This window comes from Streptococcus sanguinis (assembly GCF_003943655.1).
GTDB lineage: Bacteria > Bacillota > Bacilli > Lactobacillales > Streptococcaceae > Streptococcus > Streptococcus sanguinis_F.
Genome location: NZ_RJMM01000033.1, coordinates 1 through 19,682, shown reverse-complemented (window position 1 = coordinate 19,682; position 19,682 = coordinate 1). Strand labels below are relative to the sequence as shown.

General features: G+C 41.9%; 18 protein-coding genes. 3 read left to right on the top strand and 15 right to left on the bottom strand.

What is annotated here, in order from left to right; all coding sequences use genetic code 11:
- Positions 1-28 precede the first annotated feature (28 nt).
- From D8886_RS10730 to uvrC, 12 genes are all read right to left on the bottom strand, one after another.
- Positions 29-319 (bottom strand): cupin domain-containing protein, encoded by a 291-nt coding sequence (locus tag D8886_RS10730; protein WP_125435614.1) that lies wholly within the window; start codon positions 317-319, stop codon positions 29-31.
- Between the two features lie 32 nt (positions 320-351).
- Positions 352-1,143: an LD-carboxypeptidase LdcB/DacB gene (gene ldcB / locus D8886_RS10725; protein WP_373081699.1), complete on the bottom strand. Its 792-nt coding sequence runs from the start codon at positions 1,141-1,143 to the stop codon at positions 352-354.
- A 4-nt stretch (positions 1,144-1,147) separates the two neighbouring features.
- On the bottom strand, positions 1,148-2,878 hold the full coding sequence (locus tag D8886_RS10720; protein WP_125435612.1) for a TcaA second domain-containing protein: 1,731 nt from the start codon (positions 2,876-2,878) through the stop codon (positions 1,148-1,150).
- A 15-nt stretch (positions 2,879-2,893) separates the two neighbouring features.
- Positions 2,894-3,931 carry a DUF6574 domain-containing protein gene (locus D8886_RS10715; protein WP_125342461.1) on the bottom strand — a complete coding sequence of 346 codons (1,038 nt, stop codon included), beginning with the start codon at positions 3,929-3,931 and terminating at the stop codon, positions 2,894-2,896.
- A gap of 98 nt (positions 3,932-4,029) precedes the next feature.
- Positions 4,030-4,344: a rhodanese-like domain-containing protein gene (locus D8886_RS10710; protein WP_125342462.1), complete on the bottom strand. Its 315-nt coding sequence runs from the start codon at positions 4,342-4,344 to the stop codon at positions 4,030-4,032.
- Positions 4,337-5,299, bottom strand: coding sequence for a zinc-binding alcohol dehydrogenase family protein (locus D8886_RS10705; RefSeq protein WP_125435610.1), 963 nt, complete (start codon positions 5,297-5,299; stop codon positions 4,337-4,339). Before D8886_RS10705 ends, D8886_RS10710 begins: the two co-directional genes overlap by 8 nt.
- 273 nt (positions 5,300-5,572) lie before the next feature.
- A complete protein-coding gene (locus D8886_RS10695; protein ID WP_002930655.1) occupies positions 5,573-6,061 on the bottom strand; it encodes a prolyl-tRNA synthetase associated domain-containing protein in 489 nt (162 codons plus the stop codon).
- Positions 6,062-6,071: 10 nt separating this feature from the next.
- Positions 6,072-6,656, bottom strand: coding sequence for a uracil-DNA glycosylase family protein (locus D8886_RS10690; protein WP_125435608.1), 585 nt, complete (start codon positions 6,654-6,656; stop codon positions 6,072-6,074).
- Positions 6,657-6,709: 53 nt separating this feature from the next.
- Complete coding sequence (gene pepV, locus D8886_RS10685; protein WP_125435606.1) at positions 6,710-8,116, bottom strand: dipeptidase PepV; 1,407 nt, start codon at positions 8,114-8,116, stop codon at positions 6,710-6,712.
- Between the two features lie 69 nt (positions 8,117-8,185).
- Positions 8,186-8,791, bottom strand: coding sequence for a nitroreductase family protein (locus tag D8886_RS10680; RefSeq protein ID WP_125435604.1), 606 nt, complete (start codon positions 8,789-8,791; stop codon positions 8,186-8,188).
- 197 nt (positions 8,792-8,988) lie between these two features.
- Entirely contained in the window at positions 8,989-9,534 is a 546-nt protein-coding gene (locus D8886_RS10675) for a hypothetical protein (protein ID WP_125435602.1), read from the bottom strand.
- A gap of 153 nt (positions 9,535-9,687) precedes the next feature.
- Positions 9,688-11,517, bottom strand: coding sequence for an excinuclease ABC subunit UvrC (gene uvrC / locus D8886_RS10670; RefSeq protein ID WP_125435600.1), 1,830 nt, complete (start codon positions 11,515-11,517; stop codon positions 9,688-9,690).
- A gap of 364 nt (positions 11,518-11,881) precedes the next feature.
- Here uvrC and D8886_RS10665 point away from each other — a divergent pair, with 364 nt between their 5' ends.
- From D8886_RS10665 to D8886_RS10655, 3 genes are all read left to right on the top strand, one after another.
- Positions 11,882-13,138, top strand: a complete 1,257-nt coding sequence (locus D8886_RS10665; RefSeq protein ID WP_125435598.1) for an extracellular solute-binding protein — start codon at positions 11,882-11,884, stop codon at positions 13,136-13,138.
- An 81-nt stretch (positions 13,139-13,219) separates the two neighbouring features.
- On the top strand, positions 13,220-14,578 hold the full coding sequence (locus tag D8886_RS10660) for a carbohydrate ABC transporter permease (RefSeq protein ID WP_125435596.1): 1,359 nt from the start codon (positions 13,220-13,222) through the stop codon (positions 14,576-14,578).
- On the top strand, positions 14,578-15,414 hold the full coding sequence (locus D8886_RS10655) for a sugar ABC transporter permease (RefSeq protein ID WP_002895328.1): 837 nt from the start codon (positions 14,578-14,580) through the stop codon (positions 15,412-15,414). Before D8886_RS10660 ends, D8886_RS10655 begins: the two co-directional genes overlap by 1 nt.
- 161 nt (positions 15,415-15,575) lie before the next feature.
- Here D8886_RS10655 and D8886_RS10650 read toward each other — a convergent pair whose 3' ends face one another.
- The 3 genes from D8886_RS10650 to rimM form a co-directional block, all read right to left on the bottom strand.
- Positions 15,576-18,137 (bottom strand): CAP domain-containing protein, encoded by a 2,562-nt coding sequence (locus tag D8886_RS10650; RefSeq protein WP_125435594.1) that lies wholly within the window; start codon positions 18,135-18,137, stop codon positions 15,576-15,578.
- Positions 18,138-18,327: 190 nt separating this feature from the next.
- The gene (trmD, locus tag D8886_RS10645; protein ID WP_125435616.1) at positions 18,328-19,050 is read right to left on the bottom strand and encodes a tRNA (guanosine(37)-N1)-methyltransferase TrmD; all 723 of its coding nucleotides are present in this window, start codon (positions 19,048-19,050) and stop codon (positions 18,328-18,330) included.
- Positions 19,040-19,558: a ribosome maturation factor RimM gene (gene rimM, locus D8886_RS10640; protein WP_125435592.1), complete on the bottom strand. Its 519-nt coding sequence runs from the start codon at positions 19,556-19,558 to the stop codon at positions 19,040-19,042. Before rimM ends, trmD begins: the two co-directional genes overlap by 11 nt.
- Positions 19,559-19,682 lie beyond the last annotated feature (124 nt).

Genomic DNA, 19,682 nt, shown 5'->3' with positions numbered 1-19,682 from the left:
ATTCCAACTTCTAGTATTTTTGTATTTATTAATATTTGAGTTGTTTGATAACCAAGAGGTGACTATCTTCTTCTCCAACTAGGCTGTGTAGCTCATTGGGCTCCATCGTTAGAAAGGAACCTGCCACCAGCCGCACGGTTTGTTCTCCAGCAGAAAAGCTCACATCTCCCGACAAACAAACAACTGTTACCAGTGCATCAGCACTGTGCTCTGGCACTTCTTTTCCTTTGGCAAGATGCAGATGATGGATGATTCTGCCTTCTTCTTGCACAGGTGTTTCTGCAAAATCATTATTGGGATTGGTAACAAAAAATTTCATATTCTTCCTCCTTGTAACGGATAATAGGATGATTATTCTTCGTAATCACCGCCGGTAATGCCAAAGTATTCTTCTAAGGACTTGCCTGATTGAGCGATTTCTTTGGCTTCTTTACCAACATAGCGAAGATGCCAGCTCTCTGGTATGTAGCCAGTTGAACCTTCCTTACCCTCTAGATAGCGAACGATAAAACCGTATTTATAGGCGTTATCTAGAAGCCACTGACTGGCTCCAGCTTCTTGTACGAGATTGCCATTCTTGTCAATCAAGTCAAATGCCAAACCAGTCTGGTGCTCGCTGTAGCCTGGCCGAGCCGAATAGCGGTCTGCAGCTGCCTTACCATCCTGATTGACATAGTTTTGATAGAGTTCTGTCTGAGTATCATAGCTACGGAAACCACTGTATTGGTCGCTAATGGCATAGCCTTGCGCCTGCATGTCTGCAATCAGTTTGAGCAATTCTGCTTTAGCAGTCGCATTCTCACCTGGATTATAGGAAGGAGACAAAGGGTAGTGTTTGTTGACAACAAGAATCTCATCATATTGCCCTTTGACACTGTAGTAGCTACCGTTATAAGAAACATTTTGATCAAGAGTTTTGGCCTCGTGATTTTTCTCCTTTTTAGTATCAGTGCTGTCTGAAGATGTTGTCGTATCTTGGCTAGAGTTTTTATCTTTTTCAGCATCTTGTTTCTTAACTGTGCTAGTTGAGCTAGCCGCTTGTTTATCAGAGCTATCTCCAGTAGTGTCTTTACCAGACGAACACGCACCTAGAACAAGAACAGATGCTGCAAGAAGAATTAGTTTACTGTATTTCATTGTCATAATATCAACCTTCTGAAACTTCAAGATTATAGATTACAAAAGAATCCCCGCTAGGTTTCAAGTAATAAGTCTTATTTTTACGATTTACACTATTTGGAGTGTTATCGGTATAGTGGACCGTATAGTCCTCATATGTTGTCACGATATAGGAACCATTTTCTTCCTTGATTTCGCGGATATCCAAAGCTCCTGGCTCATAATAGTTAATTTTCGCTTTCTTAACACCACCACCAGTGGTCCACTCAACCATTTCTCGATATACTGCACTAGAGGTATCGTAGTATTGAGAATAGTTGTTGCTCCTGTTAGAAACAGAGCTGAAAACAGCACTGCGGTAGTCATTAAGGAAAGTAGAGACTTTTGCCTTTTGAGCCTCAACCTTTTTCGCTTCTTCGTTCTTTTCTCTAATTTTAGAAACCACTTCCTTAGGAAGCGATAATTTCACATTCGTGGTATCATCTTCCACAAGCACTGTCTCTTTATTGGTAGTAAAGGTAGTATCAGAGATAGTAAACTTAGCATAAATTTCAAGTTCTTGATAAGGAACAAGCTGCAACTCAGGTGTCAAACTGCTACCACTCTCTTTACCATTAACAACAATTTTAATATCTGTTGCTTTTGAAGTTTCTGAAGGCATCGTAATTTTTAGCTGTTTCTTTTCAGACTTGAGATCCAGTTTGATTTCATTATCCTTAGCCGTAGCTAAATCAAGCTGAACCTTACTTTCTACATCTCCAACATCCGTCTTACCTTTGAGAGTAAAGTCTTGTTTGATAAAGTGATATTCACCCAATTCAGTGTCTGTATTTTTCTTAAGAGTAATAGTTTTTTTCTCACCAGGTTTAATGGTAGCATTATCCAAATTTGTATTGACTTTAACTTTGACTGGATAGGAAACCATCTGATATTCCTGGAAAATACCAAATTTCTTACTCTTTTCAGTAACACCTAAAATCTTATTATTGTTGTCATCGATATAAGCAGATTTGCCATTTGACTCAACAATGTTATCTAGCTCAGTTTCGAGATTAATCTCCTGGCTCTCTAGGTGCTCAACTAAAGCTCTTGCTTCAGCACGCGTCCACTTATCGGATTGAGTAGAGAGGAGACTTGCCACTTCATCAAAGTCTTTACTAGAGACGGCTTTTGCAAAATGGTCTGTAACAACTTTAACCCCAGTTATAGAGCTTAGATAGAAGAAAGCTCCAATCAAAGCGGCAACTAGAAGGGTTGGCCCTCCAATCATGATTGCTTGCTTCTTTGATATTCTCTTTTTAGCCTTTTTTACTGGTTTCTGTGGTAATTGTGAGTCGAGCAATTCAGACCGAATAGGCAAGTTAGAGAATCCTTGACTCTTAGCTTCTGCAAATTCTTCTTTGGTAGGTTTTCGACCAATATTATTTTCAAAAGCTTGCAGCCAATTCTTACGAAGCTCTTCATATTGGGTAGATTCAAATGCGCCTTGCTTCTCATCTTGGGAAGATGGTTGAACCGATTCTTCTGTGACAGAATCTTCAGAAGGTGTCTCCTGAACAATATCTTGATTATCAGAAGCTTCATCAGTAGTATTTTCTACTGATGAAGTATCTGTGGTTACTTCCTCTGCTTCGCCTGCAATCTCCTTAATCTTTTTTGGGTCAAAGTTAGATTGTTTACCGGCTTGGAACTCACTTGCAGTTGGTTTTCGACCAATTACTTTTTCAAAGAGATCAACCCATTTTTCTTTTGTTGCCATAAATCTCCTCCAAGATTACATCATTATGATACTAGCTAGTAGAGAAAAAGCGATAAAAGAGAAGATAATTGTAATCACACCATTGATAATAATGGCCAATAGATATTTATAAAAAGGATCCATAGAGTTGTTTGTCTTGGAATAAATCAAAGCAAAGGTCGCTCCAACTCCGACTAACAAAAGAACAATCCATGTGAAAAACAGAGATAAATGAATAATACCCAACAGAGCAAACAGAGCTGAAGCAGCAATAAATGGAAGAACAATGGCATAAAGTCGACCATACCAATCAAAAGCCTTATTAAAGGTAAAACTTCTATCTTGGTAGACCAAACGCTTCACAACAAAACCACCTAATATAATAGAGAAAAGGAAGAGAGCCGCTGCTATCAGAGAAACAAAGAAGACTTTGAAATTAAAAGTCGGTCCATTATACATACCAAAACTCATGATACCAATGGTACTGAAAATATTGTAGTTTGCAACAATAGCAAAAAAGAACGCTGTCAAACCTAGAGAAAGGTAACCATTCACCTTACTACTCTCAACTTCAGATGTCGGTGATTTCCAAGCTGAAACGAGCCAAGCCCAGAAACCTTTCATTGTTTTAGAAAACTCGCTGGGTTGAGGAGGTTGCTGACTGTAATAAGCCTGTGGTCCTTGTTGAGGTACTTGTGAATTGAACTGTCCTTGCTGTGAGTTGTTCTGATAAGCTTGCGGACCAGAAGACTGAGGTTGTCCAGCAAAGGGACTCGCTTGTTGAAATCCTTGTTGCTGATATGGTTGTCCCTGATTAGCAAATTGATTTGGATTTGCTTGTTGCTGAGGAACTTCTTGATATTGTTGAGAAGCCTGCTGAGCAAAAGGCTGTTGGAAGTTTTGCGGCTGTTCAAAGCTTGATGAAGCCGGACTAGCTTCACTAGAGGCTTGCTCCGCACTTACCTGTTCAGCTTCAACAAATTCCCCGACAGCCAATGCTTGGGCAATTTCTTCCTCTGTAGCCGAGCGTCCATTAACGGCCTCAAAATATTCAAGCCAATCTTGTTTTGACATAAAATATCTCCTATCTATAAATTATTATACTACTATAGTATACAAAAAAAGGGCCGGAAATTCAATCTATTCCGGCATTTGCTCTTCTTAATCGCTTGTCATATCGTCAATTTATCAGGAAAAGCTTCCACTCCTCCTTCGACATTGATCACTTGGTAACCCTTAGCTTCCAAAAATTCGCAGGCACGCGCTGAGCGTCCGCCTTTTTGGCAGATGATATGGTAGGGGATTTGTTTATCTAATTCCCTATAATTTTCAGGCAAGGTGCTGAGAGGCAGATTCTGAGCCCCAGAGATATGTCCAGCAGTAAATTCATCCACCTCGCGAACGTCAATCAACTGTAGTTCTTCTGCCTGTAATTTGTCATATAAATCTTTCGCACTAATTTTTTGCATCATTTTTCTCCTATTCATTCATAATCACGATTTTTCCAAAACCTGCCGTCCCTTCGATAAATGCATGAGCTTTGGGCACTTGCTCTAGGGAAAAGACACGCCTTGGTGTAACATTGACCTGATAGCGGTCAATATAGTCAAATAATTCATCCATCAAATCTTGGCTCACATGAGCTGAGTGAAAACTTGTCAGAAAACTGTTGTTTTTGATTTCTTCGATTGGGTTGAAATCATCCAGTTCCCACTGGCCGCCCAAGAGACCGGTGACACAGATAATCCCGCCCTCTGCGATATGGTCAAAAGAATCCTTGACAGTTGCCGGACCGACCAACTCAAGGATTTTGTCAAACTTATCCTCTGTTTCCAGTCGGCCATCCTGGTCTATGATGATATCGTCGTAGGCTTGGTGTTTGAGCAGAAATTGTTTGGAACCGCTATTGACCGAGCCCACGATATGTGTGTCTGGAAACTGTGCCTTGACCAGACGAGCAAAGGCCAAACCGACACCGCTAGTAGCAGCTCGGACTAAAATCTTGTCATTGGGCTCAATGCACAGATTTTTCATAGAGCCTAGAGCAGTATAATAGGTCTCTGGCACAGCAGCCAGCTCAGTCCAGGTCAGATTGGTCTCGACTGTATAAATTTGATCATTCGGCAGAAGGACATACTCAGCATAAGAACCGTCAAAAGCTCGCCCCATTTCTCCCATGATGGAAACCACTTTATGGCCAATCTCTAAATCTGCTCGAGTCGTCTTGGCCACTTGGCCAACACACTCAATACCTAAAATCCGAGGGAAGGTGACACTAGGCGATAAACCCTCACGAGTAAAAATCTCCGAGTGGTTAATCCCAAATCCTCTGACCTTGACCAGGGTCCAGCCCTCTTGAAGTTCTGGAATCGGTCTTTCTTCCAGCAGAAGCTTTTCTGGACCACCCGCTTCGTAAATGACTATAGCTTTCATCGTTTCCATAGAATCACCTCGCTTTCTACAAAGTTTAGCATTCTAAGCTTAGATTTTTTAAAAAATCAGTTAGATTCCTGCAAGATCTAATAATTCTTTGACAATACCATTAGCTAGCTGTTGGAGAATCTCCTGAGGGAAACCAAGTGGCTGGACACGTCCTTCATCCAAGATCAAGATAGAGGTACAGAGGTGCTAGCAAACGAGTGATACCAATCCGCTAGGTTTAATCACTCGAAAGAGAAGCTGGATAGCGTTCCTCTAACTCAGCAAAACGGTTAGTTAAAGCTCAAGAACTTGGTAAGAATAACCTAAATCTTGCAAGAATTTAAATAAATCTCTTGTAGAGACAAAAATAGTTTTTTCATTAGTATTGGGATGGAAAGTCATGATATCCTCTGATACAATGTCCCTATCAAAATAAACTTGAATGTCCTTCTCCTCATTGTTGAGAAGACCAAAGGGAGATACAGTTCCTGCTGGTAGGTTCATTTTCTCTGCCAAGGAGTCCAATGAGGCCATGCGAATCCGATCGGCTCCCACTTGAACTTTAAAGTCATCCATATCCAATCGTTTCTTGTCATCCATAATGAGTAGGTAATACTGGGTTTTCTTCTTATTGGTTAAAAACATAGTCTTAGTCCGAACACCCTCCATGCCTTCAATATAGCTATCTGCCTGCTCTGTCGTAAATGCAGGAGGGTGCTCCACCACATCAAAGGTGATCCCCAACTCTTGCAACTTGTTAGCTACTTGTTGATATGCATCCATGCTTCTTACCTCATTTCTCCATGATATTTTTTACTAATTTTTGTAAATCTGGTACAACCTGAGCTGCAAACCAAGGATTTTTAGCCATCCAGATTTGGTTGCGGGGCGACGGGTGGACCAGTGGGAAAAAGTCAGGCAGGTAGTCTTGATAATGCTGAACCGTCTCGGTCAGCTTGATATTTCCTTTTTGATGCAGATAATATTTCTGAGCATACTGACCAATCAAAATGGTCAGCTCAATATCTGGCAAAAGCTCTAAAATCGGCTGATGCCATTTGTCCGCAAAGCCCTTACGAGGCGGTAAATCTCCAGACTTCCCATGTCCTGGAAAATAAAAATCCATGGGCAAAACCGCAAAGTAGCCAGAATGATAAAAAGTCTCTTCATCGACACCAAGCCATTTTCTCAGCCGGTCACCGCTCTTGTCCTTCCAGTAAAGCCCTGCCTCTTGAGTTTTCAGCCCCGGCGCTTGACCAACAATGTTAATCCGAGCATTCTTAGGTGCCGCAAAAAGCGGCTTGATCCCCTGCTCCGTGAATATCTGATTTTCTGGATCAGCCATGATGGCCTTGGCAATATCCTCTATTGTTTGCATGACAGCTCCTTGCAAAGAAACTCATCCAGCAAGGCCAAACGAGTTCTTCTTTTTTATTTGATTAGCTCGTAGATAGCTTCCGCGTAAATGGCCGCAGCACGGAAAAGGTCTTCTACATCTGTAAATTCATTGGCTTGGTGCATAGTGTTGACATAGTCGGGGAACATGGCGCCAAAAGCCACACCGCGCTTCAAAAGACGGCCAAAGGTTCCACCACCAATGACTTGCTCGTATCCTTTGAGACCAGTTTGTTTTTCGTAAACACTCAAAAGTGTTGCTACCAAATCATCATCTGCTGGAACATAGTGCGGAGTATGGCCATGCTCAGACAGACTCACTGACACAACACCAGCAACTTTTTCAAGGCCAGCTTGAATTGTTTTCGGATCAGTTCCTTGCGGGTAACGGATGTTCAGAGCAATGGTATTGTCAGCCTTGGCACTGTCAAAATGGAAAACACCAGCATTCATGCTGAGAGAACCCATTTTAGCATCTGTATAAGCGATTCCTAACTTCTCACCTGTAAAGTCCTCATGCAGAACTTGAGCTGCCACTTCCAGATAAGCCTTGGCGTCACCAGCAAAGTCAAATTGGTTGAGGAAGAGAGCTAAATAAGTTGCTCCGTTGATACCATCCTCTGGTGTAGAACCATGAGCTGATTTCCCAATGACTGTCACTTCAAGAGCTTCGCCATTTTCTTTCAGACTAGCTGAAAGCTTGTGGGCAGCAGCAAAGTCTTGTAATTTAGCATCCATTTCCGCTGCATCAACTGCTGCTGTAAAAATAGCTGTCGCTGATTCTGGCACCATATTCTCACGAAGTCCGCCAGTGAAGATCTTTAGTTTAAAGCTGCCATCATTACTGTTACCAAAGTGGAGATATTCTGTGATATTCCCTTTTTCACCGTTAATGATTGGAAATTCTGCATCTGGCGAGAAACCAAAGTCTGGCTCAGATAGGCCAACATGCTTGAAATAATAGTCCATGTCTTGCCAACCGGATTCCTCGTCTGTCCCCACCACAAAGCGAACTCGCTTAGATACTGGCAATCCCAAGTCTTTGATGATTTTCAAACCATAGTAACAAGCCATAGTTGGTCCTTTATCATCAGATGAACCACGCGCATAAAGTTTGCCATCAATAATTTCAGGTTTGTAAGGATCTGTATTCCAGCCACTCCCGGCAGGAACCACATCCATGTGGGCAAAAATCCCAAGTTCTTCCTCACCCTCACCAAAAGTAAAGTGACCAGCATAATTGTCCACATTCTTGGTTTCATAGCCATCGCGTTCAGCGATTTCTAAAAACTTATGCAGAGCTTGAACAGGACCAGGTCCAAAAGGATGCTCCTTGTCTGCCTTGGAGTCATCCCGCTCTGAGTTAATTTCCAAAAGGCTGAACAAATCAGCCAAGAGAGCTTCTCTGCGTTTTTCAACTTCGGCTTTAAAGTCAATTGTCATTATTTTACCCCAATTTCCAATTCGATTTAAATCAATAAAATTATGAATTAAATCGTAAATGTTACTATATCAACGTTTCTCAATGATTTCATCAACTGGCAAACGATAACTAGGTTCTAGTTTTTCATCAGTATAACCAACAGTAATCAAGAGTTCCGGACGGAAACGCTCATCAATTTCCAGAACCTCATTTACCTTCGATTTGTCAAAACCTAAGATGATGTTAGATCCGATACCTTGGTCAGTCAGAGCCAGAACAAGATTCATGGCCACCAGACCAGCATTGAGAGCTAAATAATCGCTCTTTTGCTGTTCGCTATAGCGAGCAAACTCAGCTGGCAGATTCTGCATATAGAATTGGAGCTGCTCGTCAGAGAAATTTCTCACTCCAGCCACACGCGCAATCTTGCGAGCCCGCTTGGTCAAATCTGTATCCGTAAAGAGGGCAATGGTCACTGGAGCTTCCTTAATCTGGTCCACATTTCCACCGAAAGCTGTCTCTGCTAGAGCCTGATTACGCTGCCGCACAACAACGAACTTCCATGGCTGGCTATTGTGAGCACTGGGTGCCAAAGTTGCAATTTCAATCGCTGTGCGAACATCCTTTGCATCCACAGGCTTATCATTGAAATGCTTGGTTGCGTGACGCTTTTTATTGAGTTCTAGAAATTTCATAAGTCGCATCCTTTTCTAAATATACTAGCTTCATTTTATCATATTTTGTAGGAGTTTGCAGGAGTTTTTTCACTAGGAGAAACTTTACACCGTAACTGTTATGAATATTTTAGGCTTTCTCTCAAATACTCTTTCTTCGATTGATTTTAAATTTTAGGAATAAAAAAAGCAGGTGATAGTCACCTACTTTGTAGATATTACTGAGCTGACGTAAGTGGAGCAAGAGCTTTATAAGCACCCTCAATCGCCTTCTTCATGGCATCACGTCCTGTTTTCAATTGCTGAGCAAATAAAGCACGATTTTGTTCTGGAACTTCTGTATCATCTGAACCAACACTTGAAAGGGTTTCATTAAATGTCTCTCTTGAAGTNTCCATAGACTGAATTGCTGGTTCTACTTGTTGATTGTATGCTTCTTTCCCAGCCTCAGGTACTTTAGCCCCGATTTCATTTATGTACTTTTTATAATTATCAATCAACTTACTAAAGAGGGCTTTCATGTCACCAATTGTTTTAGCATTGTCGATTTCTTCATCTGTCAAAAGAACAATTTCTGGGATTTCTGCATCTGAACTAGCTGTTTTTGATGAAGTTTCAGAGCTACTTGATTTACTCTTTGAAGTAGATGTTTTTTCTACAGAACTTGAAGCTTTTTCAGAAGAATCTGATGTTGTTTTTCCAGAACATGCTGCTAAAGTTATAACTGATAAAAGCGCTACACTAGCTGTAATAATTTTTCTCATTACTGTCTCCTATTAATAAAGAATAGACATATTATAATACAAAATTATTTTATTGTCAAACATTATAGGCATTATAATAGTCCCTCCATTTCTGTTAATTTTTTCCTAATTATTAAAAAAATTCTGCATACACTGTCCTTATATGAGATTGGTCTATTCTAAATCCACCTGTGGCTCTGCTACTTCAGGCAAGGAAGTTTTCTGCTGATCTACTGGATTCAACTTCTCCCACACTGCTTCTGCCACTGCTCGTGGTACGCCGACTTCGACGATTTGGTCGACACTGGCTTCTTTAATCTTGGTTAGCGATTTGAAGTGTTTCATAAGATTTTGCTTGCGTTTTGGTCCCAAGCCTTCAATGCCATCCAGCTGCGATGAGAAGGAATTTTTAGACCGGAGCTGGCGGTGGAAGGTAATAGCAAAGCGGTGGACCTCATCTTGGATACGCTGAAGCAGGAAAAATTCCTGCGAATTGCGGGATAGTTCTACGACTTGCAAAGGGTCACCAAAAAGCAATTCATGAGTCTGGTGCTTGTCATTTTTTTGTAGTCCAGCGATGGGAATATCCAATCCCAACTGCTCCTGGATTACTTCCTTAGCGATATTGACCTGGCCCTGTCCACCGTCAATGACAATCAGATCTGGCAGAGTCAGTCCATCCCGAATCGCCCGACTATAGCGCCGCTTGATGACCTCACGCATACTTGCGTAGTCATCAGGTCCTACCACAGTCTTGATCTTATACTTGCGATAGTCCTTCTTACTTGGTTTACCATTGACAAAGACCACCATAGCAGATACAGGACTGGTCCCCATGATGTTGGAGTTATCAAAAGACTCAATACGAATTGGCGTTGGAATGTTAAGAAGCTGCCCTAGATTCTCAATAGCCCCTTGAGTCTTTTCAATAGATTTCTCCAAAAGGTCAAATTTCTGTTGAAGACTGACTCGGGCGTTTTTGATAGCAAGATTGACCAACTGCTTCTTCTCGCCTCGCTGGGGCTTAAGCACCTTGGTATCCACCATGGCTCGGACAGCTTCTTCGTCAATATCAGCTGGAATCAAAATTTCATTGGGCTTGAGGTGGGACTTTTCCTGGTAGAACTGGCCGATATAGGTCAGAAAATCTTCGTCCGGATCATTATAATAGGGAAAAAGATTGACGTCTCGTTCGATTAGCTTGCCTTGGCGGACAAAGAAAACCTGTACGCACATCCAGCCCTTATTTACATAGTAACCAAAGACGTCACGATTCTGCAAATCCTTGGCCATAACCCGCTGCTTGGTTCGCAAGGTGCCAATGGACTGAATCAAGTCGCGGTACTCTGCTGCCTTTTCAAACTCCATAGCTTGCGCTGCGCCAGCCATTTTTCCCCGTAAATCCTCAATAATCTGGTCATCCTGCCCCTTGAGAAAGGCAGCCACCTCCTGGGCTAGCTCCTTAAAATACTGGCTGTCTACCTGGCAAATAGTGTGGGCCTTGCACTGCCCCAGATGGTAGTAAAAGCAGACGTTTTCAGGTGGATTGGTACACTTACGAAAAGGAAAGAGCCGATCTAAAAGCCGCTTGATTTCATTGGCCGCACCAACATCCGGATAAGGACCAAAATAAAGTCCGCCGTCTTTTTTGACTTGACGCGTTATGATTAGGCGCGGATAGGTTTCGTTGGTAATCTTAATAAATGGATAGGACTTATCGTCCTTGAGCATAATATTGTACTTGGGCTGGTTTTCCTTGATTAGGTTGATTTCCAGAAGCAAAGCTTCAATATTAGACTCGGTGACAATAAACTCAAAATCCTCAATCTCAGAAACCAGAGCCTCCGTCTTGGTATCATGACTGCCACGAAAATAAGAACGAACCCGATTGCGAAGATTCTTGGCTTTGCCGACATAGATAATGGTACCGTTTTTGTCTTTGTGAATGTAGCAGCCGGGACTGGTCGGCAGCAGTTCCAGCTTTGATTGGATTAGCTTGTTCATAGGTCTATTATAGCAGAAAAGGGGAGTATTCAACAGGTAGACACTAGATTATTAGAAAATCATAAGTTGAATTCCTTTCATAGATAATTCTGAACAACAACTTCTCTTCATCTCTTCATACAAGTACCAAAAATATATTGCGAATGAGACAAAATCCTCTCCATAATAAAGCGTTTTCTATGCAAAAATCAAGCAAGCGATTGCACAGCCATTTTAATAGGCTTTGATTAAATAAACAGAAATAAAATAGAAAAATTTTAGAAAAATTAATATATTTTTAAAAAAATTTCAAAAAAAGGCTTGACAAAAATTGCAAACGGTTGCATAATAGGATTGTAAATAAAAATTCCGGNAGGAAATAGAAATGAAAACATGGAAAAAAGTAGTATTGGGCAGTGTCAGCTTGCTGGCTGCAGGAACGATGTTAGCAGCTTGTAGCTCGAATAGTAGCAAGGAGAGCTCTTCTTCTAAAGCCGATAGCAAGACCTTGAAACTTTGGGTACCAACCGGTGCTAAAGATTCTTACTCTGATACAGTTAGCAAGTTCGAGAAAGAATCAGGCTACAAGGTTGACGTAGTCGAAATGGAAGATCCAAACGCTCAGGAAAATCTGACAAAAGATGCTAGTACTGCTGCCGATGTTTTCTCTCTGCCACATGACCAACTTGGTAAATTAGTTGAAGCTGGAGCGATTCAAGAAGTTCCTTCTAATATGGCAGAAGAAATCAAGAAGAACGATACAGAACAAGCAGCTATTGGTGCTCAGTACAAAGGTAAAACTTATGCTTTCCCATTCGGTATCGAGTCACAAGTAACCTACTATAACAAGTCAAAACTTTCTGCTGACGATGTTAAGTCTTATGAAACCATCACTTCTAAAGCTAAATTCGGCGGAAACTTGAAAGAAGTTAATGCCTACGCTACTGCTCCACTCTTCCTTTCTGTTGGCGACACTCTCTTTGGTAAAGATGGTGAGCAAGTAGACGGAACAAACTGGGGTAACGAAGCTGGTGTGAACGTTCTGAAGTTCATCGCAGCTCAAAAGAATAACAGCGGTTTTGTAAACGTAGATGCTTCTAACCTTCTTGCTAAATTTGAAGATGGCTCAGTTGACGCTTTCCAATCAGGCCCATGGGACTACGCAGCTGCTGAAAAAGCTGTCGGCAAAGACAACCTTGGTATCTCTGTTTACCCAACTGTTAACATCGGTGGACAAGACGTTCAACAAAAAGCTTTCCTCGGTGTAAAACTTTACGCAGTTAACCAAACACCTTCAAACGGTGACGCTGACCGTATCGCAGCAAGCTACAAACTGGCTCAAGCACTTACTAGCAAAGAAAGCCAAGAAAACCAATTCAAGTTTGAAGGACGTCACATCATCCCAGCTAACAAAGAAGTACAAGAGTCTGAAGATGTGAAGAAAGATGCATTGGCACAAGCTGTTATCACAATGGGATCTTCTGATACCTACACAACAGTTATGCCTAAACTTAGCCAAATGTCTGTCTTCTGGACTGAAAGTGCTGCAATCCTCAGCGATGCTTACAACGGTAAATTTGGTGAAGATCAATACCTCGCAAAATTACAACAGTTTGATAAAGATTTAGCAGCAGCTAAATAATACTCAAGCAAATTTAAATAAGCATTGAAGTGAGGGGGGCGGCCTCCTCACTTCTTTCTTTGTAAATATAAGGAGAATACTATGACTCAGTCATCTTATGACAATGCATCCATGGTTCAGGTCTTTAAAGAGGGAACCTGGGATGTCAAACTCTCTTTTCTGATAATGGGGCTGAGCAACCTCGTAAACAAACAATTTATCAAGGGGCTGCTCTTCCTCTTCTCAGAAATTGCATTTCTGATTGCTTTTGTAGTCCAAATCGTTCCGGCTATCGGCGGTATGATTACTCTGGGAACGCAGGAGCAAGGAGAGACTATCAAAAAAGTTAATGGCTTGGAAATCACCGTTCAAGTAGCTGGTGACAACTCTATGCTGATGCTGATTTTTGGACTTGCTTCTCTCATCTTCTGTGCTGTCTTCGCCTATATCTACTGGTGTAATCTGAAAAGTGCTCGTCACTTGATGGCTCTTAAGCAGTCAGGTCAGAAAATCCCTAACTTCGTTGAGGACTTTAAGACACTTGCTGACGGTCGCTTCCACATGGGACTGATGAGCATTCCACTTATCGGAGTACTGCTCTTTACCATCCTGCCTCTGATCTATATGATCTGTTTGGCCTTTACGAACTTTGACCATAAGCATCCAGCTCCTAAATCACTCTTTGACTGGGTTGGCTTCTCTAGCTTCGGTGATGTTTTCTCAGGTCGCATGGCTAGCACCTTCTTCCCACTTTTAGGCTGGACCTTGATTTGGGCGGTTGCTGCGACAGCCACTACTTTCTTCTTCGGTATTGTTCTCGCTCTCTTACTCAATACCAAAGGCCTCAAGTACAAGAAAGTTTGGCGGACACTCTTCGTTATCACTATTGCTGTACCGCAATTCGTATCCCTGCTCTTGATGCGCAATTTCCTGAATGACAATGGACCTTTGAACGGACTATTGCAAAGCCTCCATCTCATCCAGCATCCAATTCCATTCTTGAGTGACCCTGTTTGGGCTAAGTTCTCAATCATCCTTGTCAATATGTGGATTGGTATTCCATTTACCATGCTAGTAGCGACTGGGATTATCATGAACCTTCCTAGTGAGCAAATCGAAGCCGCTGAGATTGATGGAGCTAGCAAGCTTCAAATCTTCAAGAGCATTACTTTCCCTCAAATTCTTTTGATTATGGCGCCATCACTTATCCAGCAGTTTATCGGGAACATCAACAACTTCAACGTTATCTACTTCCTGACAGGCGGTGGACCTACTAACTCTTCCTACTATCAGGCAGGTTCAACTGACCTCTTGGTTACCTGGCTCTATAAACTGACCGTTTCAGCCAAGGATTACAATCTGGCATCTGTTATCGGTATCCTGATCTTTGCAATCTCTGCAGCCTTCAGTCTCTTAGCCTATACTAGATCCGCATCATTCAAGGAAGGAACTGCTAAATAATGAAAAATAGAAAAAAACTCAGTTTATTAGGGATTTATGTCTTACTGGCTGTTCTAGCATTTATCTGGCTTACACCGATTATCTGGATTTTTCTGACCAGTTTCCGTGGTGAAGGCTCGAATGCAGTCCCTTACTTCTTCCCTAAGACTTATACTCTTGACAACTATATCAGACTGTTTAATAACAACACATATCCTTTTGTTCAGTGGTTTATGAATACCCTGATTGTTGCGACAGCGACCTGTATCCTGTCTACTTTGATTACTGTGGGCATGGCTTACTCACTCAGCCGTATCAAATTCAAGCATAAAAACCGTTTCCTCAAGCTGGCTCTGGTACTTAACATGTTCCCAGGCTTCATGTCTATGATTGCGGTTTACTACATCTTGAAAGCACTTAATTTGACACAAACCCTGACGTCACTGATTCTGGTTTATTCAGCTGGAGCAGCTTTAGGCTTCTATATTGCTAAAGGATTCTTTGATACAATCCCATATTCCTTGGATGAATCCGCTATGATTGACGGAGCTACCCGCTTCCAAATCTTCCGAACTATTACATTGCCGCTGTCAAAACCGATTATCGTTTACACAGCGCTTATGGCTTTCATGGGACCTTGGGTCGACTTCATCTTTGCCTCTGTCATCCTAGGCGATGTCAAGGAAAAATACACGGTTGCTTTGGGACTTTTCCAAATGCTTAATAAAGATGCCATCAATAAATGGTTCTTGCCTTTCACATCTGGAGCGATTATCATCGCTATCCCAATCACTCTTCTCTTCATCTTCATGCAGAAATACTACGTAGAAGGTGTAACAGGCGGGGCAGTCAAATAGAATCTATTATATATATTGAAAACTTCCGACAGTTAATATCGGAAGTTTTTTTCTTAGAAAATGCAGAACTTAGCTTCTCTCTCCTTTTTATATGAGATTGCTTATTAGTTATAGACAAAAAAATGAGTCTGGAAATTATTCCAGCCTCATTTTGTATTTCTTTAATTATAATCTTCATCTCTGCGACGTCGCTTGTTGGTTCCCAAAAAGGCAGCTGCACCAAGTGCCATACCAAAAATTGCAAGGCGTTCTGCTTCTGAACCTGTATTTGGTAGAATAGCAGGAACTGTTGGAGCCTTATCAGCTGTCGTAGCCACGCTAGCAAGCTGAGCTGCAGGATTTACAACAAATTCAGTGAATGCACCACTACCAGCCGCTTGAACGGCACCTGTAGTCGCTCCTTTAACTTCACGAGTGTTCGCATGAACTTCTGCAGTCTTAGCATCTGAATCTTTCTTAGATTCATCCTCTGTACCTGGACCAGCTGCTCCACCCTTAACAGCAGTTAAAAGCTTCTTATCCTCACCTGAGCGGTAGTTGCTATTCAGAGCATTTCCATAAAGGAGAGATGCTTGGTTCAAGATATTCAAGAGAGTTTCATAATTGGCTTGAAGACTGTTGTAAGCCTCTTCAAGAACAGCTAAAGTTGCAGTTTCTTGATTTAAGATTGCTTGTTTAGCTTCAAAATCAAGCTGCGCTTCTGCCAACTCCCTCTCTGCTTCTGCAAGTAACTGAGGAGCATTTTGAAGGTCAATGACTTTCTTTTTAGCTGCTGCTAATGTCTTTTGAGCAGCCAAGAAATCCTCTTGAGCAGTTGTCAAATTAGCTTTCGCAGCTTCTTGAGCTGACTGAAGTTCTGCCAACTTATCCTTAGCTGCTGCTAAAACTGCCTGAGCATTGCTCAAGTTAGTCTGATAAGGTGCTAGGTTTGCTGCAATCTTAGCTGTCGCTCTGTCGAGAGCTTCCTGCTTAAGGGCAACATTTTGCTTGGTCAAAGCTAGATTATTTTCAGCAGTTGCTACCTTCTGACGAGCCGCTTCAACTGCTGCAATTTGATCTGCCACTGCCTTTTGAGCATCAGCTAATTGAGCATTGAGGATATTGATAGCTGATTCCTGACCAACTTTTTGAGCCTTGAGTTCAGCTAACTGATTCTTAAGTGCTGTGACATTTGCGTTAGAACCTGCAGAACGACCACCACCAGCACGCAACAACTGCTCCATAGCCGCAACAGTCAGCAAAGTACCATTATTAACACGTTGGTTAAAGTTGCTAATATGATGGAAACCAACTTCGGATGTACCATGAGGAGTGCCCCATTGGTTTGGCTGTTTATCATAAGCTGCTGAGATAGCATTGGCTTTATTGTCCATCATCTGAACATAGTGGCCAATCTGAGCAAATACACCCGCTCCAACTCTCATATAGATAGCATTAGCATCAATCTGAGTTTCATCTGTAGGCAGTCCATATTGCGCTGCAATCTCTTGGTAGCGTGCTTTTTCACTATGCCAGAAATTGACAGCCCCTTGCGGATCAAAACTAATCGCCACATTCTCGTTACCAATCAGCTTACCCATGTGCCAGTTATTGCGCTCAAAGTAGATAGTCTGAATCTGGCTGGCCACATTCGCATACGGATCAACCAACAACTCTTGTAAGCCGGCATTACGACGGTAAGCATTAATGGCCTTAACCAACTCCAAAGCTTGCAGGTTATTTTCTAAATTAGCTGGACTGGTTGGGTCAGAATTAACTGAGATACCAAACTCATTTTGTCCGCGTTGGTAAACTGCAAGAGCATTGTTGGCTGCATCACGAATCTCTTGATTAGCCGCATTGTTACGAACATTTTCTAAAAACTGAGAATAAGTCGTATTGCGAAAGTCAACAGGAGCTGTTGCTGCTGCTTTCTCGGCAGCCGGAATCTGTCCTTCAAGAGAGTTAATAGCTTGATTGGTTTGACCCAAAGATTCCTTTGCCTGATTGATTTTATTCTGGATTTCAGCCTGCACTTGTGGAGCAGAAGACGCTGCTTGTTCAGCCTTTGTCAGTTCAGACTTTGCATTGTCTAAAGCAGTCTGTGCTTGACTTTGCTGACTCTTAGCAGTTGCTACAGCTTGCTCTTCTGAGTTAAGTGGTGTTTTAGCTTGTTTCAATTCAGTCTCTGCAACATCTACCAGAGATTGACTCGCCTTAACAGTATTTGCTTGATCTTTAACAGCTTGGTCTGCCTTGGCAGCTTTAGCCGCTGCTTCTCGAACAGCAACGTCTTTCGCGCTAACCTCTTGCTCTGCTGTTTTTGCTTCTGTCTCCGCCTTAGCAACATTTTCTTCTGTTGCTTCTGCCTGTATTTCTTTAGCAGTCTCAACAGCGGCTTCAGCCACTTTCACGCTAGTTTTTGCATCTTCAGCTTCTGTTTTAGCAGTATCTACTATCGATCTTTGCTCATCGAGTTTAGCTTTGGCAGCTTCAGCATTTTCTTGGGCAACAGCTACATCTGCTGCTGTCACTGGTTTTCCAGTTACTTCAGTCGCTTGTGGAGCTGTTACAGTTGATTCAACCAACTCATCCGCGTGCACTTGATGGGTCAGTCCACCAGAAATAATAGTTGTAGCCGCGATACCAGTCGCTACAACAGACTTGCCTATTTTCTTTTCCATAATCAATCTCCTTTTTATAATCTCACATACTATAATTAATCTGGGTATAGCAGCCCGCATAGTAATATACTATCACAAAACGCTAGTATTAACTAGTAGCAAACGTATCCTTTTAATAGTTTTTTTATTACAATTTAGTTACAAAAATGTTGTATTAGAAAAATAAGATGGTTTTTCCAACAAAAATGAGCATTTCTGTATCGAATAAAGCAAAAACTCCTAGATTCTTTCTAAGAGTTAACTTTGCTTGTCAGTCCGTTTGAGCTTGTCGAATTTTTTCTAACATTGCTTCTTCTTCGGCCGTTATTTGATAGCGTTCCAGCAAGTCTGGACGTCTTAGATAGGTCTTTTTCAGACTTTCATAGAGTCGCCACTTGCGGATATTTTCATGATGGCCGCTCATAAGGACTTCAGGAACAACCATACCCCGATAGTCATAAGGCCGAGTGTACTGAGGATATTCCAAGAGTCCAGACGAAAAACTGTCATCTGTATGACTGGCTTCCTTGCCGATAACCTCTGGAATCAAGCGAACTGTAGCATCAATCATAGTCATAGCCGCCAATTCTCCCCCAGTAAGAACATAGTCCCCAAGCGAGATTTCGTCTGTCACTAAAGTCTTGATCCGCTCATCATATCCTTCGTAATGGCCACAAATGAAAATGAGTTCCTCTTCCTTAGACAGTTCCTCAGCATAGGCTTGGTCAAAAGTCCGACCAGCAGGATCTAGCAAAATCACACGCGGTTGCTTCTTTTTAATGGCATCATAGGCATCAAAAATAGGTTGGGCCCGTAGCAGCATACCCTGGCCTCCGCCGTATGGCTCGTCGTCTACATGCCGGGATTTTTCAGCCTTTTCTCGGAAATTGTGGTAGTTGATTTCTAGGAGACCTTTTTCCCGAGCTTTACCGACGATAGAGTGTTCCAAGGGCGCAAACATCTCCGGAAAGAGAGTCAAAATATCAATTTTCATCATCCAGTCCTTCCGGTATCTCTACATCAACCCGACCTTGCTCAATATCAATCCCCAGCACTACTGGCGGAATGTAAGGCAGTAGCAAGTCGCGCTTGCCTTTACGCTTGACCACCCAGACATCATTGGCTCCTGGCTGCAGAATTTCCTTAATCGTACCAAGAAGAATGTCATTTTCATAGACTTCAAGGCCGATGATTTCATGGTAGTAAAATTCTCCGTCTTCCAAGTCCGTCAAATCTTCCTCTCGGACTTTCAGAGTGAAATCACGGAATTTCTCAATGTCATTGATGTGGTACATCCCCTTAAACTTGATAATATCAAAGTTCTTGACCTTGCGATGGCTAGCAATCTCCACATCCATGACAAACTGATCTTTCTTGTCAAACAGGGCAAGGGTATTGCCTTTTTTAAAACGCTCTTCTGCAAAATCCGTCACTAACAAAACCCGCATCTCACCTTGCAGACCTTGCGTATTGACGATTTTTCCAACATTAAAATAATTCATTACGGCTCCAACATATTATACTCTGCCTAGTATTTTATCATGATATAGGGGAATGTACAAGGGAGATAAGGGGGAATTCTCTTGCCTATATTTATTTGATTAAAGTTGCTGTTTAACGTATAAT

What these genes read in the sequence shown, in the direction of transcription:
- D8886_RS10730 (WP_125435614.1), bottom strand. Translation starts at nt 319, where the DNA reads ATGAAATTTTTTGTTACCAATCCCAATAATGATTTTGCAGAAACACCT.
- D8886_RS10715 (WP_125342461.1), bottom strand. Translation starts at nt 3,931, where the DNA reads ATGTCAAAACAAGATTGGCTTGAATATTTTGAGGCCGTTAATGGACGC.
- D8886_RS10665 (WP_125435598.1), top strand. Translation starts at nt 11,882, where the DNA reads ATGAAAACATGGAAAAAAGTAGTATTGGGCAGTGTCAGCTTGCTGGCT.
- D8886_RS10660 (WP_125435596.1), top strand. Translation starts at nt 13,220, where the DNA reads ATGACTCAGTCATCTTATGACAATGCATCCATGGTTCAGGTCTTTAAA.
- D8886_RS10720 (WP_125435612.1), bottom strand. Translation starts at nt 2,878, where the DNA reads ATGGCAACAAAAGAAAAATGGGTTGATCTCTTTGAAAAAGTAATTGGT.
- D8886_RS10705 (WP_125435610.1), bottom strand. Translation starts at nt 5,299, where the DNA reads ATGGAAACGATGAAAGCTATAGTCATTTACGAAGCGGGTGGTCCAGAA.
- D8886_RS10690 (WP_125435608.1), bottom strand. Translation starts at nt 6,656, where the DNA reads ATGCAAACAATAGAGGATATTGCCAAGGCCATCATGGCTGATCCAGAA.
- D8886_RS10710 (WP_125342462.1), bottom strand. Translation starts at nt 4,344, where the DNA reads ATGAATAGGAGAAAAATGATGCAAAAAATTAGTGCGAAAGATTTATAT.
- trmD (WP_125435616.1), bottom strand. Translation starts at nt 19,050, where the DNA reads ATGAAAATTGATATTTTGACTCTCTTTCCGGAGATGTTTGCGCCCTTG.
- ldcB (WP_373081699.1), bottom strand. Translation starts at nt 1,143, where the DNA reads ATGACAATGAAATACAGTAAACTAATTCTTCTTGCAGCATCTGTTCTT.
- D8886_RS10695 (WP_002930655.1), bottom strand. Translation starts at nt 6,061, where the DNA reads ATGGATGCATATCAACAAGTAGCTAACAAGTTGCAAGAGTTGGGGATC.
- uvrC (WP_125435600.1), bottom strand. Translation starts at nt 11,517, where the DNA reads ATGAACAAGCTAATCCAATCAAAGCTGGAACTGCTGCCGACCAGTCCC.
- D8886_RS10655 (WP_002895328.1), top strand. Translation starts at nt 14,578, where the DNA reads ATGAAAAATAGAAAAAAACTCAGTTTATTAGGGATTTATGTCTTACTG.
- pepV (WP_125435606.1), bottom strand. Translation starts at nt 8,116, where the DNA reads ATGACAATTGACTTTAAAGCCGAAGTTGAAAAACGCAGAGAAGCTCTC.
- rimM (WP_125435592.1), bottom strand. Translation starts at nt 19,558, where the DNA reads ATGAATTATTTTAATGTTGGAAAAATCGTCAATACGCAAGGTCTGCAA.
- D8886_RS10680 (WP_125435604.1), bottom strand. Translation starts at nt 8,791, where the DNA reads ATGAAATTTCTAGAACTCAATAAAAAGCGTCACGCAACCAAGCATTTC.
- D8886_RS10650 (WP_125435594.1), bottom strand. Translation starts at nt 18,137, where the DNA reads ATGCGGGCTGCTATACCCAGATTAATTATAGTATGTGAGATTATAAAA.